This window comes from Streptomyces sp. NPDC000404, assembly GCF_040300365.1.
Lineage (GTDB): Bacteria > Actinomycetota > Actinomycetes > Streptomycetales > Streptomycetaceae > Streptomyces > Streptomyces ramulosus.
On sequence record NZ_JBEPDN010000001.1, the window covers coordinates 82,668 to 100,516 of the forward strand.

At 72.6% G+C, this 17,849-nt stretch carries 17 protein-coding genes; 3 read left to right on the forward strand and 14 right to left on the reverse strand.

Going from position 1 to position 17,849, the window contains the following annotated elements:
* Positions 1 to 55: 55 nt before the first annotated feature.
* Both ABT345_RS00420 and ABT345_RS00425 read right to left on the reverse strand, forming a co-directional pair.
* Positions 56 to 1,510 (reverse strand): alkaline phosphatase PhoX, encoded by a 1,455-nt coding sequence (locus ABT345_RS00420; RefSeq protein ID WP_345082809.1) that lies wholly within the window; start codon positions 1,508 to 1,510, stop codon positions 56 to 58.
* Positions 1,511 to 2,204: 694 nt separating this feature from the next.
* Complete coding sequence (locus ABT345_RS00425) at positions 2,205 to 3,692, reverse strand: hypothetical protein (protein WP_345082811.1); 1,488 nt, start codon at positions 3,690 to 3,692, stop codon at positions 2,205 to 2,207.
* 220 nt (positions 3,693 to 3,912) lie between these two features.
* Here ABT345_RS00425 and ABT345_RS00430 point away from each other — a divergent pair, with 220 nt between their 5' ends.
* Complete coding sequence (locus tag ABT345_RS00430) at positions 3,913 to 5,760, forward strand: DUF8508 domain-containing protein (protein ID WP_345082814.1); 1,848 nt, start codon at positions 3,913 to 3,915, stop codon at positions 5,758 to 5,760.
* Between the two features lie 21 nt (positions 5,761 to 5,781).
* Here ABT345_RS00430 and ABT345_RS00435 read toward each other — a convergent pair whose 3' ends face one another.
* From ABT345_RS00435 to ABT345_RS00490, 12 genes are all read right to left on the reverse strand, one after another.
* Positions 5,782 to 6,672, reverse strand: coding sequence for an EI24 domain-containing protein (locus ABT345_RS00435; RefSeq protein WP_345082817.1), 891 nt, complete (start codon positions 6,670 to 6,672; stop codon positions 5,782 to 5,784).
* A gap of 122 nt (positions 6,673 to 6,794) precedes the next feature.
* Entirely contained in the window at positions 6,795 to 7,784 is a 990-nt protein-coding gene (gene dapD / locus ABT345_RS00440) for a 2,3,4,5-tetrahydropyridine-2,6-dicarboxylate N-succinyltransferase (RefSeq protein ID WP_345082820.1), read from the reverse strand.
* A 173-nt stretch (positions 7,785 to 7,957) separates the two neighbouring features.
* The gene (locus ABT345_RS00445) at positions 7,958 to 8,497 is read right to left on the reverse strand and encodes a TetR/AcrR family transcriptional regulator (RefSeq protein WP_345082823.1); all 540 of its coding nucleotides are present in this window, start codon (positions 8,495 to 8,497) and stop codon (positions 7,958 to 7,960) included.
* On the reverse strand, positions 8,497 to 8,817 hold the full coding sequence (locus ABT345_RS00450) for a DMT family transporter (protein WP_345082826.1): 321 nt from the start codon (positions 8,815 to 8,817) through the stop codon (positions 8,497 to 8,499). The genes ABT345_RS00445 and ABT345_RS00450 overlap by 1 nt, the downstream gene beginning before the upstream one ends.
* 117 nt (positions 8,818 to 8,934) lie before the next feature.
* Positions 8,935 to 9,276 (reverse strand): metal-sulfur cluster assembly factor, encoded by a 342-nt coding sequence (locus ABT345_RS00455; RefSeq protein ID WP_030282991.1) that lies wholly within the window; start codon positions 9,274 to 9,276, stop codon positions 8,935 to 8,937.
* Complete coding sequence (gene sufU, locus ABT345_RS00460) at positions 9,273 to 9,731, reverse strand: Fe-S cluster assembly sulfur transfer protein SufU (protein ID WP_345082832.1); 459 nt, start codon at positions 9,729 to 9,731, stop codon at positions 9,273 to 9,275. Before sufU ends, ABT345_RS00455 begins: the two co-directional genes overlap by 4 nt.
* A gap of 54 nt (positions 9,732 to 9,785) precedes the next feature.
* Positions 9,786 to 11,042: a cysteine desulfurase gene (locus tag ABT345_RS00465; protein WP_345082835.1), complete on the reverse strand. Its 1,257-nt coding sequence runs from the start codon at positions 11,040 to 11,042 to the stop codon at positions 9,786 to 9,788.
* Between the two features lie 88 nt (positions 11,043 to 11,130).
* Complete coding sequence (sufC, locus tag ABT345_RS00470; protein ID WP_345082838.1) at positions 11,131 to 11,895, reverse strand: Fe-S cluster assembly ATPase SufC; 765 nt, start codon at positions 11,893 to 11,895, stop codon at positions 11,131 to 11,133.
* Between the two features lie 7 nt (positions 11,896 to 11,902).
* Positions 11,903 to 12,232, reverse strand: a complete 330-nt coding sequence (locus tag ABT345_RS00475) for a non-heme iron oxygenase ferredoxin subunit (RefSeq protein ID WP_345082841.1) — start codon at positions 12,230 to 12,232, stop codon at positions 11,903 to 11,905.
* Positions 12,229 to 13,410, reverse strand: coding sequence for a Fe-S cluster assembly protein SufD (gene sufD / locus ABT345_RS00480; RefSeq protein WP_345082844.1), 1,182 nt, complete (start codon positions 13,408 to 13,410; stop codon positions 12,229 to 12,231). Before sufD ends, ABT345_RS00475 begins: the two co-directional genes overlap by 4 nt.
* 86 nt (positions 13,411 to 13,496) lie before the next feature.
* On the reverse strand, positions 13,497 to 14,918 hold the full coding sequence (sufB, locus tag ABT345_RS00485; RefSeq protein WP_345082847.1) for a Fe-S cluster assembly protein SufB: 1,422 nt from the start codon (positions 14,916 to 14,918) through the stop codon (positions 13,497 to 13,499).
* Positions 14,915 to 15,751, reverse strand: a complete 837-nt coding sequence (locus tag ABT345_RS00490) for a helix-turn-helix transcriptional regulator (protein ID WP_345082850.1) — start codon at positions 15,749 to 15,751, stop codon at positions 14,915 to 14,917. Before ABT345_RS00490 ends, sufB begins: the two co-directional genes overlap by 4 nt.
* Before the next feature lie 289 nt (positions 15,752 to 16,040).
* Here ABT345_RS00490 and ABT345_RS00495 point away from each other — a divergent pair, with 289 nt between their 5' ends.
* Positions 16,041 to 17,009 (forward strand): ABC transporter ATP-binding protein, encoded by a 969-nt coding sequence (locus ABT345_RS00495; RefSeq protein ID WP_345082853.1) that lies wholly within the window; start codon positions 16,041 to 16,043, stop codon positions 17,007 to 17,009.
* On the forward strand, positions 17,006 to 17,776 hold the full coding sequence (locus tag ABT345_RS00500) for an ABC transporter permease (protein ID WP_345082856.1): 771 nt from the start codon (positions 17,006 to 17,008) through the stop codon (positions 17,774 to 17,776). Before ABT345_RS00495 ends, ABT345_RS00500 begins: the two co-directional genes overlap by 4 nt.
* Positions 17,777 to 17,849 lie beyond the last annotated feature (73 nt).

The following is a 17,849-nucleotide window of genomic DNA, read 5'->3' on the forward strand; positions in this document are numbered from 1 at the left end:
CCTTCAACACCCGCGGGCGCCCAGGATTCCGCCGCGCCCGGTGGTCACCCCGTGGTCACCGCCGGTGGCCGGGGCGGTCCTGGCGGCGCCAGGGGCCGGTGACGGCAACCATCAGGCCGGGTTCCTGAATGTTGACGAAGAGGGTGCGCCCGTCCGGCGAGAAGACCGGGCCGGTGAACTCGCTGTACTCCGGCTCCTCCGCGGTGCCGATGTTCAGCTCGTTGCGGGCGATCGGGTAGGTCCGGCCGTCGTCGGTGGCGCCGAAGAGATGCTGGACGCCCTCGCCGTCCTCGGCGATGATCAGCCCGCCGTGCGGCGAGACGCTGATGTTGTCGGGCCCGTCGAACGCACCGCCGTGCTCCGGGTCGGGGTTGACGCCGAACCGCAGCTTGAGGGTGAGCGTCCGGCGCCCCGGATCGAGGAACCACACCTGCCCGTCGTGGCGCACGGGGCTCTCCTCACGGGCGTACGAGGAGACGACGTACGCACCGCCGTCCGCCCACCACATGCCCTCCAGCTTCCGGGCGCGGGTGATCTCCCCGTCGTCGAACTGCTTGCGCACCGAGACCGTGCGGGCGTCGCGGTCGGGGACCTCGATCCAGTCGACGCCGTAGACCGTGCCGGGCCGGGTCGCCCGGGAGAGGTCGTCGACGAACCGGCCGCCGGAGTCGTAGCAGCGGACCGCGGCGAGCACCCCCGCGTCGTCGGCGAGGGTCCGCAGACGGCCGCGGCCGTGCCGGAAGCCGGACGGCGGCGTCCAGCGGTACAGCAGGCCGTTGGGGGTGTCGGCGTCCTCGGTGAGGTAGAGGTGGCCGCGGCGCGGGTCGACGACGACGGCTTCGTGGGCGAAGCGGCCCAGCGCCTTGAGCGGCCGGGGGTCGCGGCCCGCGGCGAGGTCGTGCGGATCGACCTCGAAGACATAGCCGTGGTCCCGGGTCATCCCCCGCCGGCCGGCCTTGTCCTCGGTCTCCTCGCAGGTCAGCCAGGTGTCCCACGGGGTGACGCCGCCCGCGCAGTTGGTGGACGTGCCCGCGATGCCGACCCGCTCACCGACCGGCGTACCGTCCTTCGCCACCTCCACGACCGTGCAACCCCCGGCCGCCGCCGGATCGTAGACCAGCCCCTCGGCGAGCGGCACCGGGTGCGGCCAGTCGGCGCGCGGGCCCTTCAGCTCGTGGTTGTTGACCAGCAGCGTGGTGGCGCGCGGCCCCGCGAAGGCGCCGGTGCCGTCGTGGTTCGAGGGCGTGGGCTCACCGCTGTCGAGCGTGGTGACGCCGGTGCGGGTGACGATGCGGTACGAGAACCCGGCGGGCAGCGCGAGGATGCCGTCCGGGTCGGGGAGGAGCGGGCCGTAGCCCGGCCCCTGCTCGGCGGCGCCGGTGGCGGGCCCGGCGGCCGCGGCGGCGACCGCCCCCGGTGCGGTGGCCAGCACCCCCGCGCTCCCGGCCAGGGCGACCCCGGCACCGGTGGCGGCGGAACGCTTGGCGAAGTCTCTCCGGGTCAGCGGCATGGTCATCTCCTGGACGGCCGGATTCGGTCCCGTACGGCTACCGGCCACACGTTCCCGCCCGCCCGCGAACACCAGTTGAACGCAGCCCGACGGGCCGGGAGCCGGACATCGGCGCGTGCGGTCGGCGGCCGGCGCGGGGAGCCCGGCCGGGTGGGGCGGGCCCGGCCGGGTGGGCCGGGGCCCGGTCGGGGCGGCTCCGCGCGCCGCGAGCCAGGAGGAGCGCCCGGCATCGCAGGCCGCGAGGCCCGGGCGGCCCGGCGTGGGCCCCGGGGCGACCGGTCGTGGCTCCGAGGGGTGTCCGTGAAGTCCCGTCGTTCGCCGGCGCGCCGGCCGGAATTTGCGGACGCCCCTACGTCCAGGGTGCCTCCGGCCCGCGCCCGCCGCCCACCGACCGGGCCGCGTGGCGACCGGTCCACACGCTGACCGGTCCACCCACCGATCGGTCCGCACGCCGACCGGTCCGCACGCAGCGCCCGGCCCGGCACCGCACGGCACGGCGCACCGCGAGGCGCCGGAGACTCGCCCGGCTCAGCCCCGTCGCGAGGCCCGGGGACTGCCTGCCGTGGCTTCGCCCGGGGCACGCCCGCCGCGGGTCTCCCGGTCCGCCGGCACGCGGCCTTCCGCCCGACACGCCGGCGGGCGGCGCCGGCACCCCGGTGCCCGCGCCGCCCGCCGTGCCGGGTGCCGCCGTGCGTCAGTTCCCCGCGCGCGAACGTGCCTTGTAGGCGGCCTTGCGGGCCTCCTTGGCGGCCTTCCGGTCGGGGTGCAGCCGGCCCATCGCCTCCAGGACGTCGGCGGTCGCCGGGTGGTCCACCCGCCAGACCGCGTCGAAGAAGCCGCTGTGCTGCCCCGTCAGCCCCACGACCAGGTCGCGCAGCTCCTCGGTGTCCTCCTCCGCCGTGCCCAGCTGGGCGGCGATGGTGTCGACGGTCAGCCAGAAGATCATGTCCTGGGACGGCTCGGGGATGTCGGCGAACCCCCGCTCGGCCAGCCAGACCCGGGCCAGCCCGCCCAGCTGCCGGTCGTCCAGCACCTCCCGGAGCGCCGGCTCCGCCTCCGCGCCGACCAGCGCCAGCGTCTGCTGCGCGGCGAGCCGACGCAGCGGGGCGCGCTCGTCGTCACCGCGCGCCGCCGCCAGCAGCTCCTGCGCGCCGGCCGACGGCGTCCGGGGCGCGAGCCACTGCTCGGACTCCTCCCGCGCCAGGTCGTCGGGGTAGTCGGGCAGCGCGTCCAGCAGCGTTCCGGCGGCGGCGTCCCGCAGATCGCCGACGGCCGGGGCGTACACGCCCGCCTCCTGCATCCGGGCGCGGACCGCGTAGACGCCGAGCGGGGTCAGCCGGACCATGCCGTAACGGGTGACGTCCTCGTCGGTCAGCGGCTCGGCGGCGCGGACCGTGTCGCCCGCGTCGTCCAGCTCCTCGATGAGCGCCTCGTCGACCGGCTGGTACGCCACCAGGCCGATGGGCTCCAGCACCCGGAACTGGTCGTCCAGGCGCATCATCGCCTCGGAGACCTCTTCGAGGATGTCGTCGGTCGGCTCGTCCATGTCATCGGGGACGATCATGGAGGCGGCGAGCGCGGGCAGCGGCACGCTCTGGCCGGGCTCGTCGCCAAGCGCGGTCAGCAGGTAGAGGTTGCCGAGGATGCCGTCGAGGAGTTCGGCCTCCTCCTCCGGGTTCCAGTCGAGGGCGTCGAGGTCCAGCTCGCCGCCGTCGGCGAGCTGATCGGCGAGGTCGGCGAGGTCCGGGGCGACCGCGTCGGCGAGGACCGTCTCCATGCCGGCGAGCCAGATGTCGAGGACGTCCTGCGGGCTGCCGCCGGTGAGCTGCGCCAGCTCCTCACCGGGCTTGGCCAGGCCGACGGCAGCGCCGTCCGCCGCGTCGTCCTCCTCGCCGGTCTCCTCGCTCTCCTCGACCTCGACGAGACCGGTGTCGACGGCGAGCTGCCACGCCTCGGCGGTGAGCCCGGGGCCGTCCTCGTCGGCGGTGAGCCCGAGGTGCTCGGTGGCGGCGCCCAGCGACTCCTGAAGGATCTCGCCGCCGACGCCGACGGGGACGCCGCGCTCGGCCCAGCGGGCGAGCCGCGCCGCCCGCGCCATCAGGGGGGCGCTCAGCGCATCGCGGGCCAGTTCCGCATCGGAGTGCAGCCGCACCGGCGGCAGGGTCGGGCGGTCTGCGGACATCTGGGGCTCAGCTCCTCGGAGGACTTCGGCTCGTGCGCGCCCCAGCGTAGACGGAATTCCCCGCATGCCGGACGGTTCACCCCGCGGCCCCCTCCCGGTCACCCGGAACACCTTGACAACTCCCCTGGGCACACAAGAGATTGACGCGCGTAGAAGGCGCGGATCACGCGCCTCACCCCCCACTCCGCACCCGCCCTCTCCCCCCTCCGGAGGCGCCACCATGCCGTCCTCGCCGTACCGCCGCCCGCTCCGCAGACCGGTCACCGTCGCCGCCGCGGTGGCCGCCGCCCTCGCCGCCGGGTTGGTGGTGCTCCCGCAGACCGCCCACGCCGCCGGTACCCGCATCCACGACATCCAGGGCACCACCCGCCTCTCCCCGCTCGCCGGCAAGCAGGTCTCCGGTGTGCCCGGCGTCGTCACCGCGCTGCGCACCTTCGGCTCGGCCCGCGGCTTCTGGGTGCAGGACCCGCAGCCGGACGACGACCCCGCCACCAGCGAGGCGCTCTTCGTCTTCACCGGGAAGACGACACCGCAGGTCACCGTCGGTGACGCGGTCACCCTCGACGGCACGGTCGAGGAGTACTACCCCGGCGGCAAGGACGCCGGGCTCCAGTCCGTGACCGAGCTGACCGGCGCCACCTGGCAGGTCACCGCGGCGGGCCGCCCGCTGCCCGCCCCCGTCCGCCTGGACGCCGCCGCGATACCCGGCGCCTACGCCCCCGACGCGGACGGCGGCAGCATCGAGTCACTGCCACTGCGCCCCCGCTCCTATGCCCTGGACCTGTACGAGTCGCTGGAGGGCATGCGGGTCTCGGTCGCCGACGCGCCCGTCGTCGGCCCGACCAACGCTCACCACGAACTGTGGGTGACCGCCGACCCGAAGCACTCCCGCACCGCCCGCGGCGGCGTCCTCTACGGCTCGTACGCCGACCCCAACCCGGCCCGGATCAAGATCGGTTCGCTGCTGCCGCTCGACACCCACCCCTTCCCGGTGGCCGACGTCGGCACCACCCTCGGCGGCACCACCGAGGGCCCGCTGGACTACGACAACTTCGGCGGCTACACCCTCCAGGCCACGGCGCTGGGGAAGGTCGCCGGCGACGCCCCCGCGCCCGAGACCACCCGCGCCTCCCGCCCGGGCGAGGTGTCCGTCGCGACGTACAACGTCGAGAACCTCTCCCCCGCCACCCCGCAGGCGAAGTTCGACCGGCTGGCGAAGGGGCTGGTCAAGAACCTCGCCGCGCCCGACGTGGTCGCCCTGGAGGAGGTCCAGGACGACAACGGGCCCACCGACGACGGCACGGTCGCCGCGGACGCCACCTTGCAGAAGCTGACCGACGCCATCCGGGCGGCGGGCGGCCCCGCCTACGAGTGGCGGCAGATCGACCCGGAGAACGACAAGGACGGCGGGCAGCCCGGCGGCAACATCCGCGTCGCGTTCCTCTACAACCCCGCGACGGTGGACTTCACCGACATCCCGGGCGGCGACGCCACCACGCCCGTCGAGCCCCGCGCCGACCACGGCGGGGCGACGCTCTCCGCCTCCCCCGGGCGGATCGCGCCGGCCGACCCGGCGTGGCAGGACAGCCGTAAGCCGCTGGTGGGGCAGTTCGCCGTCAAGGGCCGGCCGGAGCGCCGGTTCTTCGTCGTCGCCAACCACTTCAACTCCAAGGGCGGCGACCAGGGCCTCGACAGCCGCTTCCAGCAGCCCGCCCGCGGCTCCGAGAAGCAACGCACCGCCCAGGCCGCTCTGGTGAACGGCTTCGTCAAGGACCTGCTGGCCAAGGACGCCGAGGCCGAGGTGGTGGTCGCCGGTGACCTCAACGACTACCAGTTCTCCCCCGCCCTGAAGACCCTCACCGCGGGCGGCGTCCTCACCGACCAGGTCAACCGCCTGCCTCGCGCGCAGCGGTACGGCTACGTCTACGCCGGCAACTCCCAGGTCCTCGACCACATGCTCACCAGCCCGGGGCTGAGCGACGCCGACTACGACGTGGTGCACCTCAACGCGGAGTACGCCGACCAGGCCAGCGACCACGACCCGCAGGCGCTGCGGATCCGCCCCTGAGCCGCCCCGGCCCGGGCTCCGTCAGGCTCCCGGGCCCGGCGTGAACGGCGCGGGCGGCGGCCCGAACCCGCCGCCCGGGCCGGGCGCTCCGGCCGCCGGCGGCGCGCCCGCGCCCACCGGCCCGGCGGCGACCGGCACCTCGGCGACCGGTCCGTCCGCCGCGCCCGGCGCACCCTCCTCGGGCACCAGATCGCGTACCAGCAGCGTCGCCCCGGCCACCGCGCCCGGCATCAGGAAGACCGCGGCGAAGGGTATGAGGAACAGCAGGACGACGGGCGTGCCGAAGCCGACGGCGAGCGCCTTGCGGCCGCCGAGCAGCCGCAGCCGCTCCCGCACCGGTATGTCGCGGCGCTGCATCGCCACCGACGTCAGCTCCACGGCGAGGAAGAATCCGGAGACGCAGAACCCGACGGCCGGGACGACGGTCTGCCCGACGAACGGCAGGAAGCCCAGCGCGAACACCGCGATGCCGAACGGCGCCGCGCGCAGCAGCACATGGACGCTGTCGCACAGCGCGATCCAGATCTCCCGCCACAGCGACCGGTCCGGCGCGCCCGGGCAGTGCCCCTCGGACTCCTCGACCCGCTCCGACAGGGACTCGTAGAACGGGTCGCCGATCAGCAGCGTCACGGCCGTGAACGTCAGCACGGAGAGCATCAGCCCGCCGGCGACGAGCAGCGCCACGAACAGGCCGCGCAGCAGCCCCTGCCACGGCGCGCCCCAGCCGTCCGCGAACGGCGTGGCCCAGGCCGCGAGGTCGCCCGAGAAGAGGGCGAGCACGGTCAGCGCCGCGCCGTAGAGCACCAGGGCGATGAGCGCCGGGATCATCCCGAACCCCCACCACCGCCCGTGCCCGGCGACCCACCGCTGTCCCCTGGCCAGATACCGCATCCCCGCTGCAAGATCACGCATACCGCAAACCCTACGTTCGGCCCGCGCCCGGCCGGTAGGCCTGTGGAAAACTGCGCGCGAACGCGCGAACGCCCCCGTACGCGGTCGGTACGGGGGCGTTCTCAGCACACGGCCGGGGCCGGTCAGTTGTGGCTGTGCAGCACCTCGTTGAGGCCGCCCCACGTCGCCTTGTTCGGGCGGGCCTCGACGGCTCCGGTGGTGGAGTTGCGGCGGAAGAGGATGTTGTCGGCGCCTGACAGCTCCAGGGCCTTGACGACCTGGCCGTCGGGGAGCGTGACGCGGGTCCCGGCGGTGACGTAGAGGCCGGCCTCCACGACGCACTCGTCGCCGAGGGCGATGCCGATGCCGGACTCGGCGCCGAGCAGACAGCGCTCGCCGATGGCGATGATCTGCTTGCCGCCGCCGGAGAGGGTGCCCATCGTGGAGGCGCCGCCGCCGATGTCGGAGCCGTCGCCGATGACGACGCCCGCGCTGATGCGGCCCTCGACCATGGAGGTGCCGAGCGTACCGGCGTTGAAGTTGACGAAGCCCTCGTGCATGACGGTGGTGCCGGCCGCGAGGTGGGCGCCCAGGCGCACCCGGTCGGCGTCGGCGATCCGCACCCCGGCGGGCGCGACGTAGTCGGTCATCCGCGGGAACTTGTCGACGCTGGTGACCTGGAGGTGCTTGCCGGCGGCGCGGGCGTTGAGGCGGACCGTCTCCACCCGGTCGACGGCGACCGGGCCGAGCGAGGTCCAGGCGACGTTCGCCAGCAGTCCGAACTGGCCCTCCAGGCTCAGGCCGTGCGGCTTGACGAGCCGGTGGCTGAGCAGGTGCAGGCGCAGGTAGACGTCGTGCGCGTCGAGCGGCTTGTCGTCGAGCGAGGCGATGACCGTGCGGACGGCCACGACCTCGACACCGCGGACCGGGTCCGGCCCGACGGCCTGCGGCGCGGCCTCGCCCAGCAGTTCGGCCGCCTGCTCGGCGGTCAGCCGCTCGGTACCGGCCGGGCCGGGCGCGGCGTCCAGGGCAGGCGCGGGGAACCAGGTGTCGAGGACGGTGCCGTCGGGCGTGACGGTGGCGAGCCCGGCGGCGACGGCGCCGGTCGTACGGGAGGTAGCAGCATCGGTCATGCCGAAAACCTAACCGGAGGGCCCCCGCCGAGGCGAACCGGTCTCATCGCTCGGGCCCGGCAGCGGGAGCCCGCCCGGCCCGGCGCCCCGGGAGCGGCCCGGCGCGGGGCCGGCGCCCGGCCGGTCCGCGGGCCGCAGCCGCACCCGGCCACCCGCAGCGCACGGCCCCGCCCTCAGACCAGCGCCGCCGTCAACCCCTCCCGCAGCGCCTCCGGTTCGAAGGGGCGGCCGGTCAGCAGGTGCTGGAGCATCAGCCCGTCGGCGAAGGCCACCAGGGCACGGGCGGTGGGCAGATCGCCGGTGCGCCGGGCCAGCAGACGGGCCATCGCGTCGAGGCAGTCGGCGGCCAGCGGCCGCAGCCGGGGGTGGCGCAGCGCCGCGAGATACAGCTCGTACTCCAGCGTCACCCGGGTCCGGTCCCCGGCGAGCGTGTCGGCGACCAGCCGCAGCACGTCGTCGGCGGCCGGAACGTCGCCCTCCAGCCCGTCCGCCCAGCGGCCGAAGTCCGCCAGCCAGCCGGCGTTGACCTGCTCCAACGCGGCGACGAGGAGATCGTCGAGGGTGGCGAAGTGATACGTCGTCGAGCCGAGCGGCACATCGGCGGCCGCGGCGACCGCGCGGTGGCTGAGCCCGGCGATGCCCCGGCCCGCGACCACGCCGATCGCCGCGTCGATGATCCGCTGCCGCCGCTCGGGGTCGTGCCGCCGGGCCATCAGTGCGCACCGCCCATGTGGAGCACCACGACCCCCGCGATGACCAGCAGCACCCCGAGGATCTTCAGCGGACTCGTGCTCTCGCCGAGGAAGACCATGCCGATCGCCGCGATCACCGCCGTACCGGCCCCGGCCCAGATCGCGTACGCGGTGCCGACGCTCATCGTCCGCAGGGTCCGGGCGAGCAGCGTGAAGGCCACGAGGTAGCCGGCCAGGGTGGCGAGCGAGGGCCACAGCCGGCTGAAGCCGTCGCTGTACTTCATCGCGGTGGTCGCCAGGATCTCCGAGAGGATCGCCCCGGCCAGCGTCAGATAGGCCATGGCGCGAGCGTAACCGGCGATGCGTACAGACGTACACATCGGGGTCCCGTACACGCCGACGGCCGTGCCCTCCGAGGTCTTCGGAAGGCACGGCCGTACGGGGTGACGGGGCGTCGGTCAGACGTTGAAGCCCAGGGCGCGCAGCTGCTCGCGGCCGTCGTCGGTGATCTTGTCGGGACCCCACGGGGGCATCCAGACCCAGTTGATCTTCAGCTCGTTGACGATGCCGTCCGTGGCGGACTTCGCCTGGTCCTCGATGACGTCGGTCAGCGGGCAGGCCGCGGACGTCAGCGTCATGTCGATGGTGGCGATGTTGGCGTCGTCGATGTGAATGCCGTAGATCAGGCCGAGGTTGACGACATCGATCCCCAGCTCGGGGTCGACGACGTCGTACAGGGCCTCGCGGACCTCTTCCTCCGAGGCCGGCTTGGTCAGGGTGTTCTCGGGCGTGTCGGTCATGCGGTCTTCGCCTCCTCGGAAAGGGCCTTGGCCGTGGCGTCCTTCCAGGCCATCCAGCTGAGCAGGGCGCACTTCACCCGTGCCGGGTACTTCGAGACGCCGGCGAACGCCACGGCGTCCTCCAGCACCTCCTCCATCGCCTCGTCCGGCTCCAGCTTGCCCTTGGACTGCATCAGCTCCAGGAAGGTCTCCTGGATCTGCTGCGCCTCCCCGAGCTGCTTGCCGACCAGCAGGTCGTTGAGCACCGAGGCGCTGGCCTGGCTGATGGAGCAGCCCTGGCCGTCGTAGGACACGTCCGCAACGGTCGTGCCGTCCAGCCGCACCCGCAGGGTGATCTCGTCCCCGCAGGTCGGGTTGGTGTGGTGCACCTCGGCATCGCCGTCCCGAAGACCGCGCCCGTGCGGGTGCTTGTAGTGGTCCAGGATGACGTCCTGGTACATCGAATCCAGCTTCACGGCTCAGTCAGTCCTCGTCCTCATCCGCTGTGCGTGGTCTACCGCTCTGTCTGTCTAACCGAAGAAATTGCGGACGTACTCCAGCCCCTCGACCAGGGCGTCGACCTCGGCCGGGGTGGAGTACAGATAGAACGACGCACGGGTGGTCGCAGGAATTCCGTACCGCAGGCAGACCGGCCGCGCGCAGTGGTGGCCGACCCGGACCGCGATGCCCTGCTCGTCGAGCACCTGACCGACGTCGTGCGGGTGGATGTCGCCGAGCGTGAAGGAGATCGTCGCGCCGCGGTCCTCGGCCGTGGACGGGCCGATGAAGCGCAGGTCCGGGACCTCCAGCAGCCGCTTGACGGCGTACTCGGTGATCGCGTGCTCATGCGCGGCGATCTTGTCCATGCCGATCGCGGTGAGGTAGTCCACGGCCGCGCCGAGGCCCACGGCCTGCGCGATCGGGGGCGTCCCCGCCTCGAACTTGTGCGGCGCCGGCGCATACGTCGACGAGTGCATCGAGACGGTCTCGATCATCTCGCCGCCGCCGAGGAACGGCGGGAGGTCCTCCAGCAGCTCCTGGCGGCCCCACAGGACGCCGATGCCGGTCGGGCCGCACATCTTGTGGCCGGTGAAGGCCACGAAGTCGGCCTGGAGGGCCTGGACGTCCAGCACCATGTGGGGGGCGGCCTGCGAGGCGTCGATGACGACCAGCGCGCCGACCTCCTGGGCCCGGCGGATGATCGTCTCCACCGGGTTGATGGTGCCCATGAGGTTGGAGACCAGGGTGAAGGAGACGACCTTGGTGCGGTCGGTGATGACCTCGTCGATGGTGGAGAGGTCGAGCCGGCCGTCGTCGGTGAGGCCGAACCACTTCAGCTTCGCGCCGGTGCGCTGCGACAGCAGCTGCCACGGAACGATGTTGGAGTGGTGCTCCATCTCCGTGATGACGATCTCGGTCTCGTGGTCCACGCGGTAGGGCTCATCGGCCCAGCCGAGCATGTTGGCCACGAGGTTGAGCGACTCGGAGGCGTTCTTGGTGAAGATCACCTCGTCGCGGCTCGGTGCGTTGATGAAGGCGGCGACCTTGTCACGGGCGCCTTCGTACAGCTCCGTGGCCTCCTCCGCGAGGACGTGGACCCCGCGGTGGACGTTGGCGTTGTGGCGCTCGTAGTAGGCGTTCAGCGCGTCGAGCACCTGGCGCGGCTTCTGCGAGGTCGCCGCGTTGTCCAGGTACACGATCTTCTTGCCCTCGTGGACCTGACGGTCCAGGAGGGGGAAGTCCTTGCGGATCGCCTCGGTGTCGAGGAGGCCCGGAATGTGTGTCACGCCCCTGCCCCTTCCTTGGGTGCTGCGCCCGCGAGGCGCACCTGCGGTTCGCAGGTCGTCCGCAGGCCGGTGGCCTCGCGTGCGTCGCTCACAGGGTCGCGCCGCCCTTCGTGTACTCCTCGTAGCCCTCGGCCTCCAGCTTGTCGGCCAGCTCGGCGCCACCGGACTCGACGATGCGGCCGGCCGCGAAGACGTGGACGTGGTCGGGCTTGATGTAGCGCAGGATGCGCGTGTAGTGGGTGATCAGCAGCGTGCCGACCTCGCCGGTCTCGCGGACGCGGTTGACGCCCTCGGAGACGGTGCGCAGCGCGTCGACGTCGAGGCCGGAGTCGGTCTCGTCGAGGATCGCGATCTTCGGCTTGAGCAGCTCCAGCTGGAGGATCTCGTGGCGCTTCTTCTCACCGCCGGAGAAGCCCTCGTTGACGTTGCGCTCGGCGAACGCGGGGTCCATCTGGAGACGCTCCATGGCCTCCTTGACCTCCTTGACCCACAGCCGCAGCTTGGGGGCCTCGCCGCGGACGGCGGTGGCGGAGGTGCGCAGGAAGTTGGAGACGGAGACGCCGGGGACCTCAACCGGGTACTGCATGGCGAGGAAGACGCCGGCCCGGGCGCGCTCGTCGACGGACATCTCCAGGACGTCCTCGCCGTCGAGGGTGACGGTGCCGCCGGTGATCGTGTACTTGGGGTGACCGGCGAGGGAGTACGCGAGGGTCGACTTGCCGGAGCCGTTGGGGCCCATGATGGCGTGCGTCTCGCCCTGCTTCACGGTCAGGTCGACGCCCTTCAGGATCTCGCGCGGGCCGTTCTCGGCGTCGACGGAGACGTGCAGGTCGTGGATCTCAAGCGTTGCCATGGGGAACTCAGGACTCCTGGGTGACGGAGACGAGCACGGAGGCTTCCGGGCCCTCTCCTTCGATCTTGACGGGGTAAACGGGGACGGGACGCGTCGCGGGGAGGCCGGACGGCTTGCCGGTGCGCAGGTCGAAGCTCGATCCGTGCAGCCAGCACTCGATCGAGCAGTCCTCGACCTCGCCCTCCGACAGGGAGACGTTCGCGTGCGAGCAGATGTCGTTGATCGCGAACACCTCGCCCTCGGTACGGACGAGAGAGACCGGGACGCCGTCGATTTCCACCCGCTTCGGGGTGTCCTCCGCCAGCTCGCCCAGCGTCGCCACACGTACGTAGCTCATGCCGCGGCCGCTTCCAGCTCGGCCTCGATCTTGCTCATCAGACGCTCTTCGACGTCCGGCAGGCCGATCTGCTGGATCAGCTCGGCGAAGAAGCCGCGCACGACCAGGCGGCGGGCCTCCTCGGCCGGGATGCCGCGGGCCATCAGGTAGAAGAGCTGCTCGTCGTCGAAGCGGCCGGTCGCCGAGGCGTGGCCGGCGCCGACGATCTCGCCGGTCTCGATCTCCAGGTTGGGGACCGAGTCGACCCGCGCGCCGTCGGTGAGGACGAGGTTGCGGTTCAGCTCGTAGGTGTCCGTGCCGGTGGCGGCCGCCTGGATGAGGACGTCACCGATCCAGACCGCGTGCGCGTCGTCGCCCTGGAGGGCGCCCTTGTAGGTGACGTGCGAGCGGCAGTTGGGGGTGTCGTGGTCGACCATGAGGCGGTGCTCGTGGTGCTGGCCGGCCTCGGTGAAGTACAGGCCGTACAGCTCGGCCTCGCCGCCGGGCGCCGCGTAGGAGACCCGCGGGTGCAGCCGGACGAGGTCGCCGCCGAAGGTCACGACGACGGACTTGAAGCTCGCGTCGCGGCCGATCAGCGCGTTGTGCTGGCCGGCGTGGACGGCGGTGTCGGCCCAGTCCTGCACGGAGACGACGGTCAGCTTGGCGCCGTCGCCGAGGACGTAGTCGACGTTGCCCGCGAAGGTGGCGTCACCGGTGTGGTCGATGACGACGACCGCCTCGGCGAACGCGCCCAGCTCGATGACCTGGTGCTTGAGGGCGGTGCCGCCCCGGCCCTCCACACCGATCCGGATCGGCTCGGTGAGCTGGGTGTCCTTGGGGACGGTGACGACGTGCGCCTTCTCGAAGGAGGTGTACGCCTGTGCGGCGACACGGTCCACCGGGGTGCCGGCCTTGCCGACCCGGGGGTCGTCGCGGCCCACGGTCTCCTGGGTGACGCCCGCCGGGGTCTCGATGGTGTAGAGGACGTTGCCCTCGGTGACCGCGGTGCCGTCGTGCAGGCCCTTCAGGCGGGCGAGGGGGGTGAACCGCCACTCCTCCTCCCGGCCGTGCGGCACCGGGAAGTCCGCCACGTCGTAGGAGGGCGGCGCACTCATGCGGGTGGCGACGGTGGACTCCGCGGCCACCGCGATGGAACCGGTGGTCGTGGAACCCGCCGGGATGTTCTGAGCCTCAGCCATGGCTGTCGTCGTGCTCGCTTTCTGGTTGCGATACTCGGCCTTCCCCAAGGAAGGCCGCCGCGTCGGTCAGGGGTGTTCCGTGGCCGTCAGCCGACCGCGCCTTCCATCTGCAGCTCGATCAGCCGGTTGAGCTCCAGCGCGTACTCCATCGGGAGCTCCTTGGCGATCGGCTCGACGAAGCCGCGCACGATCATCGCCATGGCCTCGAACTCCGTCAGGCCACGGGCCATCAGGTAGAAGAGCTGGTCCTCGCTCACCTTGGAGACGGTCGCCTCGTGGCCCATCGACACGTCGTCCTCGCGGACGTCGACGTAGGGGTAGGTGTCCGAGCGGGAGATGGTGTCGACGAGCAGGGCGTCGCACAGCACGTTGGACTTGGAGCCCGCCGCGCCCTCACCGATCTCGACCAGACCGCGGTACGAGGTGCGGCCGCCGCCTCGCGCCACCGACTTGGAGACGATGTTGGAGGAGGTGTTCGGCGCCATGTGGACCATCTTGGAGCCGGCGTCCTGGTGCTGGCCCTCGCCCGCGAAGGCGATGGAGAGCGTCTCGCCCTTGGCGTGCTCGCCCATGAGGTAGACCGCGGGGTACTTCATGGTCACCTTGGAGCCGAGGTTGCCGTCGATCCACTCCATCGTCGCGCCCTCGTAGGCGACGGCGCGCTTGGTGACGAGGTTGTAGACGTTGTTCGACCAGTTCTGGATCGTCGTGTAGCGGCAGCGGCCGCCCTTCTTCACGATGATCTCGACGACCGCGGAGTGCAGCGAGTCGGACTTGTAGATCGGGGCGGTGCAGCCCTCGACGTAGTGCACGTAGGCACCCTCGTCGACGATGATCAGCGTCCGCTCGAACTGGCCCATGTTCTCGGTGTTGATCCGGAAGTAGGCCTGCAGCGGGATGTCGACGTGGACGCCCTTGGGGACGTAGATGAACGAGCCGCCGGACCAGACCGCGGTGTTCAGCGACGCGAACTTGTTGTCACCGACCGGGATGACCGTGCCGAAGTACTCCTGGAACAGCTCCGGGTGCTCCTTGAGCGCGGTGTCGGTGTCCAGGAAGATGACGCCCTGCTGCTCCAGGTCCTCGCGGATCTGGTGGTAGACGACCTCGGACTCGTACTGCGCGGCGACACCGGCGACCAGACGCTGCTTCTCCGCCTCGGGGATGCCCAGCTTGTCGTAGGTGTTCTTGATGTCCTCGGGCAGCTCCTCCCAGGAGGCGGCCTGCTGCTCGGTGGAGCGGACGAAGTACTTGATGTTGTCGAAGTCGATGCCCGAGAGGTCGGAGCCCCAGTTGGGCATGGGCTTCTTGTCGAACAGCTTCAGGCCCTTGAGACGGAGCTTGAGCATCCACTCCGGCTCGTTCTTCTTGGCCGAGATGTCGCGGACGACGTCCTCGGACAGACCGCGCTTGGCGGAGGCGCCGGCCACGTCGGAGTCGGCCCAGCCGTATTCGTACTTGCCCAGTCCGTCGAGCTCGGGGTGGGCAGTCTCCGTGGGGAGCGTCATGCGGGGTTCCTCCCGGCCGTGCTTGCAGATGCTGTGGTGGTCTTCGTGGTGTCGGACGCGGTGGTGCCGTGCGCGCCCGCCTTCGGGATGAAGGTCGTGCACACCCCGTCGCCGTGGGCGATGGTGGCGAGCCGCTGTACATGGGTCCCCAGCAGACGGGAGAAGACCTCGGTCTCCGCCTCGCACAGCTGCGGGAACTGCTCGGCGACATGGGCGACCGGGCAGTGGTGCTGGCAGAGCTGTTCACCGAGCTGGGAATTGGGCGCGCTGCGCGCCGTAGCAGCGTACCCGTCCGCGGTCAATGCCTCGGCCAGGGCCCGGGTGCGCCCCTCGGGGCCGGCGGCCTCGACGGCCCGGCGGTACCCCTCGGCCTGTGCGGCCAGCCGGGCGCGGGCGAACGCGGCGACCGCCGCCTCGCCCGCCTCGCCGCCGCCGGCGCACCGGGCGATCCAGCGCAGGGCGTCGGCGGCCAGCTCGTCGTAGGACTGGTCGAAGGCGTCCCGGCCGCAGTCGGTGAGGGCGAACGCCTTGGCGGGCCGGCCTCGGCCGCGGGTGCCGTAGACCCGCTTCTCGCGGGGCTCGACGACGCCGTCGGCGGCCAGTGCGTCCAGGTGGCGGCGGACGGCCGCCTGGGTCAACTCCAGGCGCAGCGCCAGCTCGGCGGCGGTGGACGGACCGTGATCGAGGATGGAGCGGGCGACGCGGTTGCGGGTGCCCTGCTGCTCGTCCTGCGGAGCGGCGCCGCCCCGGGCGGGCTGCTCGGAGACGACCGGGCGCGCCCCGGCGGCCGTACCGGCCGGGGATCCCTTCCGCTCCTCGCTCGCGTTTTTCACAACGCCATTGTTGCGTAATTCCGCGAGCTGCGACAACCCTCGACGGGGCCACTCCACGGTGTCCTCGATCACTTAGGGTTACCTAAACGAGGGGGTGGCCGGAGGCCCGGAAGCCCTCTGTTGAGCGGGACGGGCGCGGAGGGCGATCTTCGCGCGGACGCCCGGAAAACCGCGGAAAAAATCTTCGCTGAACCGCCGCGCCCGTAGGCGGCCACCCGCGCGCCCGCCCGCGCCCCGGAGAACCGGCCCGGCGGCGGCCCTCCGCCGGGCGCTCCGTAGACTGCCGGGCATGCCCAGCACCTCCCCGGGGAGTCCCCGGACCCCCGGCCACGCGCCCGCCGTAGAGGTCGCCGGCCTGGTCAAGCGGTACGGCTCCCGGTCCCCCAAGACCGCGGTGGACGGCCTCGACCTGACCGTCGCGCGCGGCGGCGTCACCGCCCTCCTCGGCCCCAACGGCGCCGGCAAGACCACCACCGTCGAGATCTGCGAGGGCTACCGCCGCCCGGACGCCGGCACGGTCCGCGTGCTGGGCCTGGACCCGGTCGCCGACGCCGCGCGGCTGCGGCCCCGGATCGGCGTGATGCTGCAGTCCGGCGGCGTCTACAGCGGCGCCCGCGCCGAGGAGATGCTGCGGCACACCGCCTCCCTGCACGCCGACCCCGTCGACGTCGGGCTGCTGATCGAGCGGCTGGGCCTGGGCAGCTGCGGCCGCACCACCTACCGGCGGCTCTCCGGCGGTCAGCAGCAGCGGCTCGCGCTGGCGATGGCCGTCGTCGGCCGTCCCGAGCTGGTCTTCCTGGACGAGCCGACCGCCGGTCTCGACCCGCAGGCCCGCCACGCCACCTGGGACCTCGTCCGCGAACTGCGGACCGACGGCGTCTCCGTGGTGCTGACCACGCACTTCATGGACGAGGCCGAGCAGCTCGCCGACGATGTCGCGATCATCGACGGCGGCCGGGTCATCGCCCAGGGCACCCCCGAGGAGCTGTGCCGGGGCGGCGCGGAGAACACCCTGCGCTTCACCGGGCGGCCCGGGCTCGACCTGGAGTCGCTCCGCAAGGCGCTGCCCGAGGACAGCACCACCGCCGAGCCGGCCCCCGGCAGCTACCGCGTCACCGGCACCGTCGACCCCCAGATGCTGGCCACCGTCGCCTCCTGGTGCGCCCAGAACGGCGTCCTGCCTGACGCCATCGCCGTCGAACGGCACACCCTGGAAGACGTCTTCTTGGACCTGACCGGCAAGGAGCTGCGGGTATGACCGCGACCGGTACGTTCACCCCGCGGCCCGGGGCCGCGCCGCTGGTGCGGATGATCCGTGCGCAGGCGGCGCTGGAGACCCGGATGCTGCTGCGCAACGGCGAGCAGCTGCTGCTGACGGTCGTCATCCCGACGCTGTTGCTGGTGCTGTTCTCCGCCGTCGACATCATCGACACCGGCGCGGGCCGTGCCGTCGACTTCCTGGCGCCCGGCGTCCTGGCGCTCGCCGTGATGTCGACGGCGTTCACCGGGCAGGCCATCGCCACCGGCTTCGAGCGGCGCTACGGCGTCCTCAAGCGGCTCGCCGCCTCGCCGCTGCCGCGCTGGGGCCTGATGACCGCGAAGACCTGCGCGGTGCTGGTCACCGAGGTGCTCCAGATCGCGCTGCTGACCGTCGTCGCGCTGGCGCTGGGCTGGTCGCCGCGGGGCAATCCGCTCGCGGTCGCCGCGCTGCTCGTCCTGGGGACGGCGGCGTTCTCCGGGCTCGGGCTGCTGATGGCCGGCACGCTGCGGGCCGAGGCGACGCTGGCCGCCGCCAACCTCGTCTTCCTGCTGCTCCTGGTGGGCGGCGGCGTCATCGTGCCGCTGACGAAGTTCCCGGACGCGGCGCAGACGGTCCTCGGGCTGCTGCCGATCTCCGCGCTCTCCGACGGGCTGCGCGCCGTCCTCCAGCACGGCGCCGCGCTCCCCTGGGGCGACCTCGGCATCCTCGCCGTCTGGGCGGTGCTCGGACTGGGCGCGGCGGCGCGGTTCTTCCGCTGGGAGTAGCGGACGGGCCACGGGCGCGGCGGGCGGCTCCCGCGGCGCCCGGGCCCGCGCCCGGCGCCCCGGTCGTTCCGTC

What these genes read in the sequence shown, in the direction of transcription:
- ABT345_RS00420 (WP_345082809.1), bottom strand. Translation starts at nt 1,510, where the DNA reads ATGCCGCTGACCCGGAGAGACTTCGCCAAGCGTTCCGCCGCCACCGGT.
- ABT345_RS00425 (WP_345082811.1), bottom strand. Translation starts at nt 3,692, where the DNA reads ATGTCCGCAGACCGCCCGACCCTGCCGCCGGTGCGGCTGCACTCCGAT.
- ABT345_RS00430 (WP_345082814.1), top strand. Translation starts at nt 3,913, where the DNA reads ATGCCGTCCTCGCCGTACCGCCGCCCGCTCCGCAGACCGGTCACCGTC.
- ABT345_RS00435 (WP_345082817.1), bottom strand. Translation starts at nt 6,672, where the DNA reads ATGCGTGATCTTGCAGCGGGGATGCGGTATCTGGCCAGGGGACAGCGG.
- dapD (WP_345082820.1), bottom strand. Translation starts at nt 7,784, where the DNA reads ATGACCGATGCTGCTACCTCCCGTACGACCGGCGCCGTCGCCGCCGGG.
- ABT345_RS00445 (WP_345082823.1), bottom strand. Translation starts at nt 8,497, where the DNA reads ATGGCCCGGCGGCACGACCCCGAGCGGCGGCAGCGGATCATCGACGCG.
- ABT345_RS00450 (WP_345082826.1), bottom strand. Translation starts at nt 8,817, where the DNA reads ATGGCCTATCTGACGCTGGCCGGGGCGATCCTCTCGGAGATCCTGGCG.
- ABT345_RS00455 (WP_030282991.1), bottom strand. Translation starts at nt 9,276, where the DNA reads ATGACCGACACGCCCGAGAACACCCTGACCAAGCCGGCCTCGGAGGAA.
- sufC (WP_345082838.1), bottom strand. Translation starts at nt 11,895, where the DNA reads ATGGCAACGCTTGAGATCCACGACCTGCACGTCTCCGTCGACGCCGAG.
- ABT345_RS00475 (WP_345082841.1), bottom strand. Translation starts at nt 12,232, where the DNA reads ATGAGCTACGTACGTGTGGCGACGCTGGGCGAGCTGGCGGAGGACACC.
- sufD (WP_345082844.1), bottom strand. Translation starts at nt 13,410, where the DNA reads ATGGCTGAGGCTCAGAACATCCCGGCGGGTTCCACGACCACCGGTTCC.
- sufB (WP_345082847.1), bottom strand. Translation starts at nt 14,918, where the DNA reads ATGACGCTCCCCACGGAGACTGCCCACCCCGAGCTCGACGGACTGGGC.
- ABT345_RS00495 (WP_345082853.1), top strand. Translation starts at nt 16,041, where the DNA reads ATGCCCAGCACCTCCCCGGGGAGTCCCCGGACCCCCGGCCACGCGCCC.
- ABT345_RS00500 (WP_345082856.1), top strand. Translation starts at nt 17,006, where the DNA reads ATGACCGCGACCGGTACGTTCACCCCGCGGCCCGGGGCCGCGCCGCTG.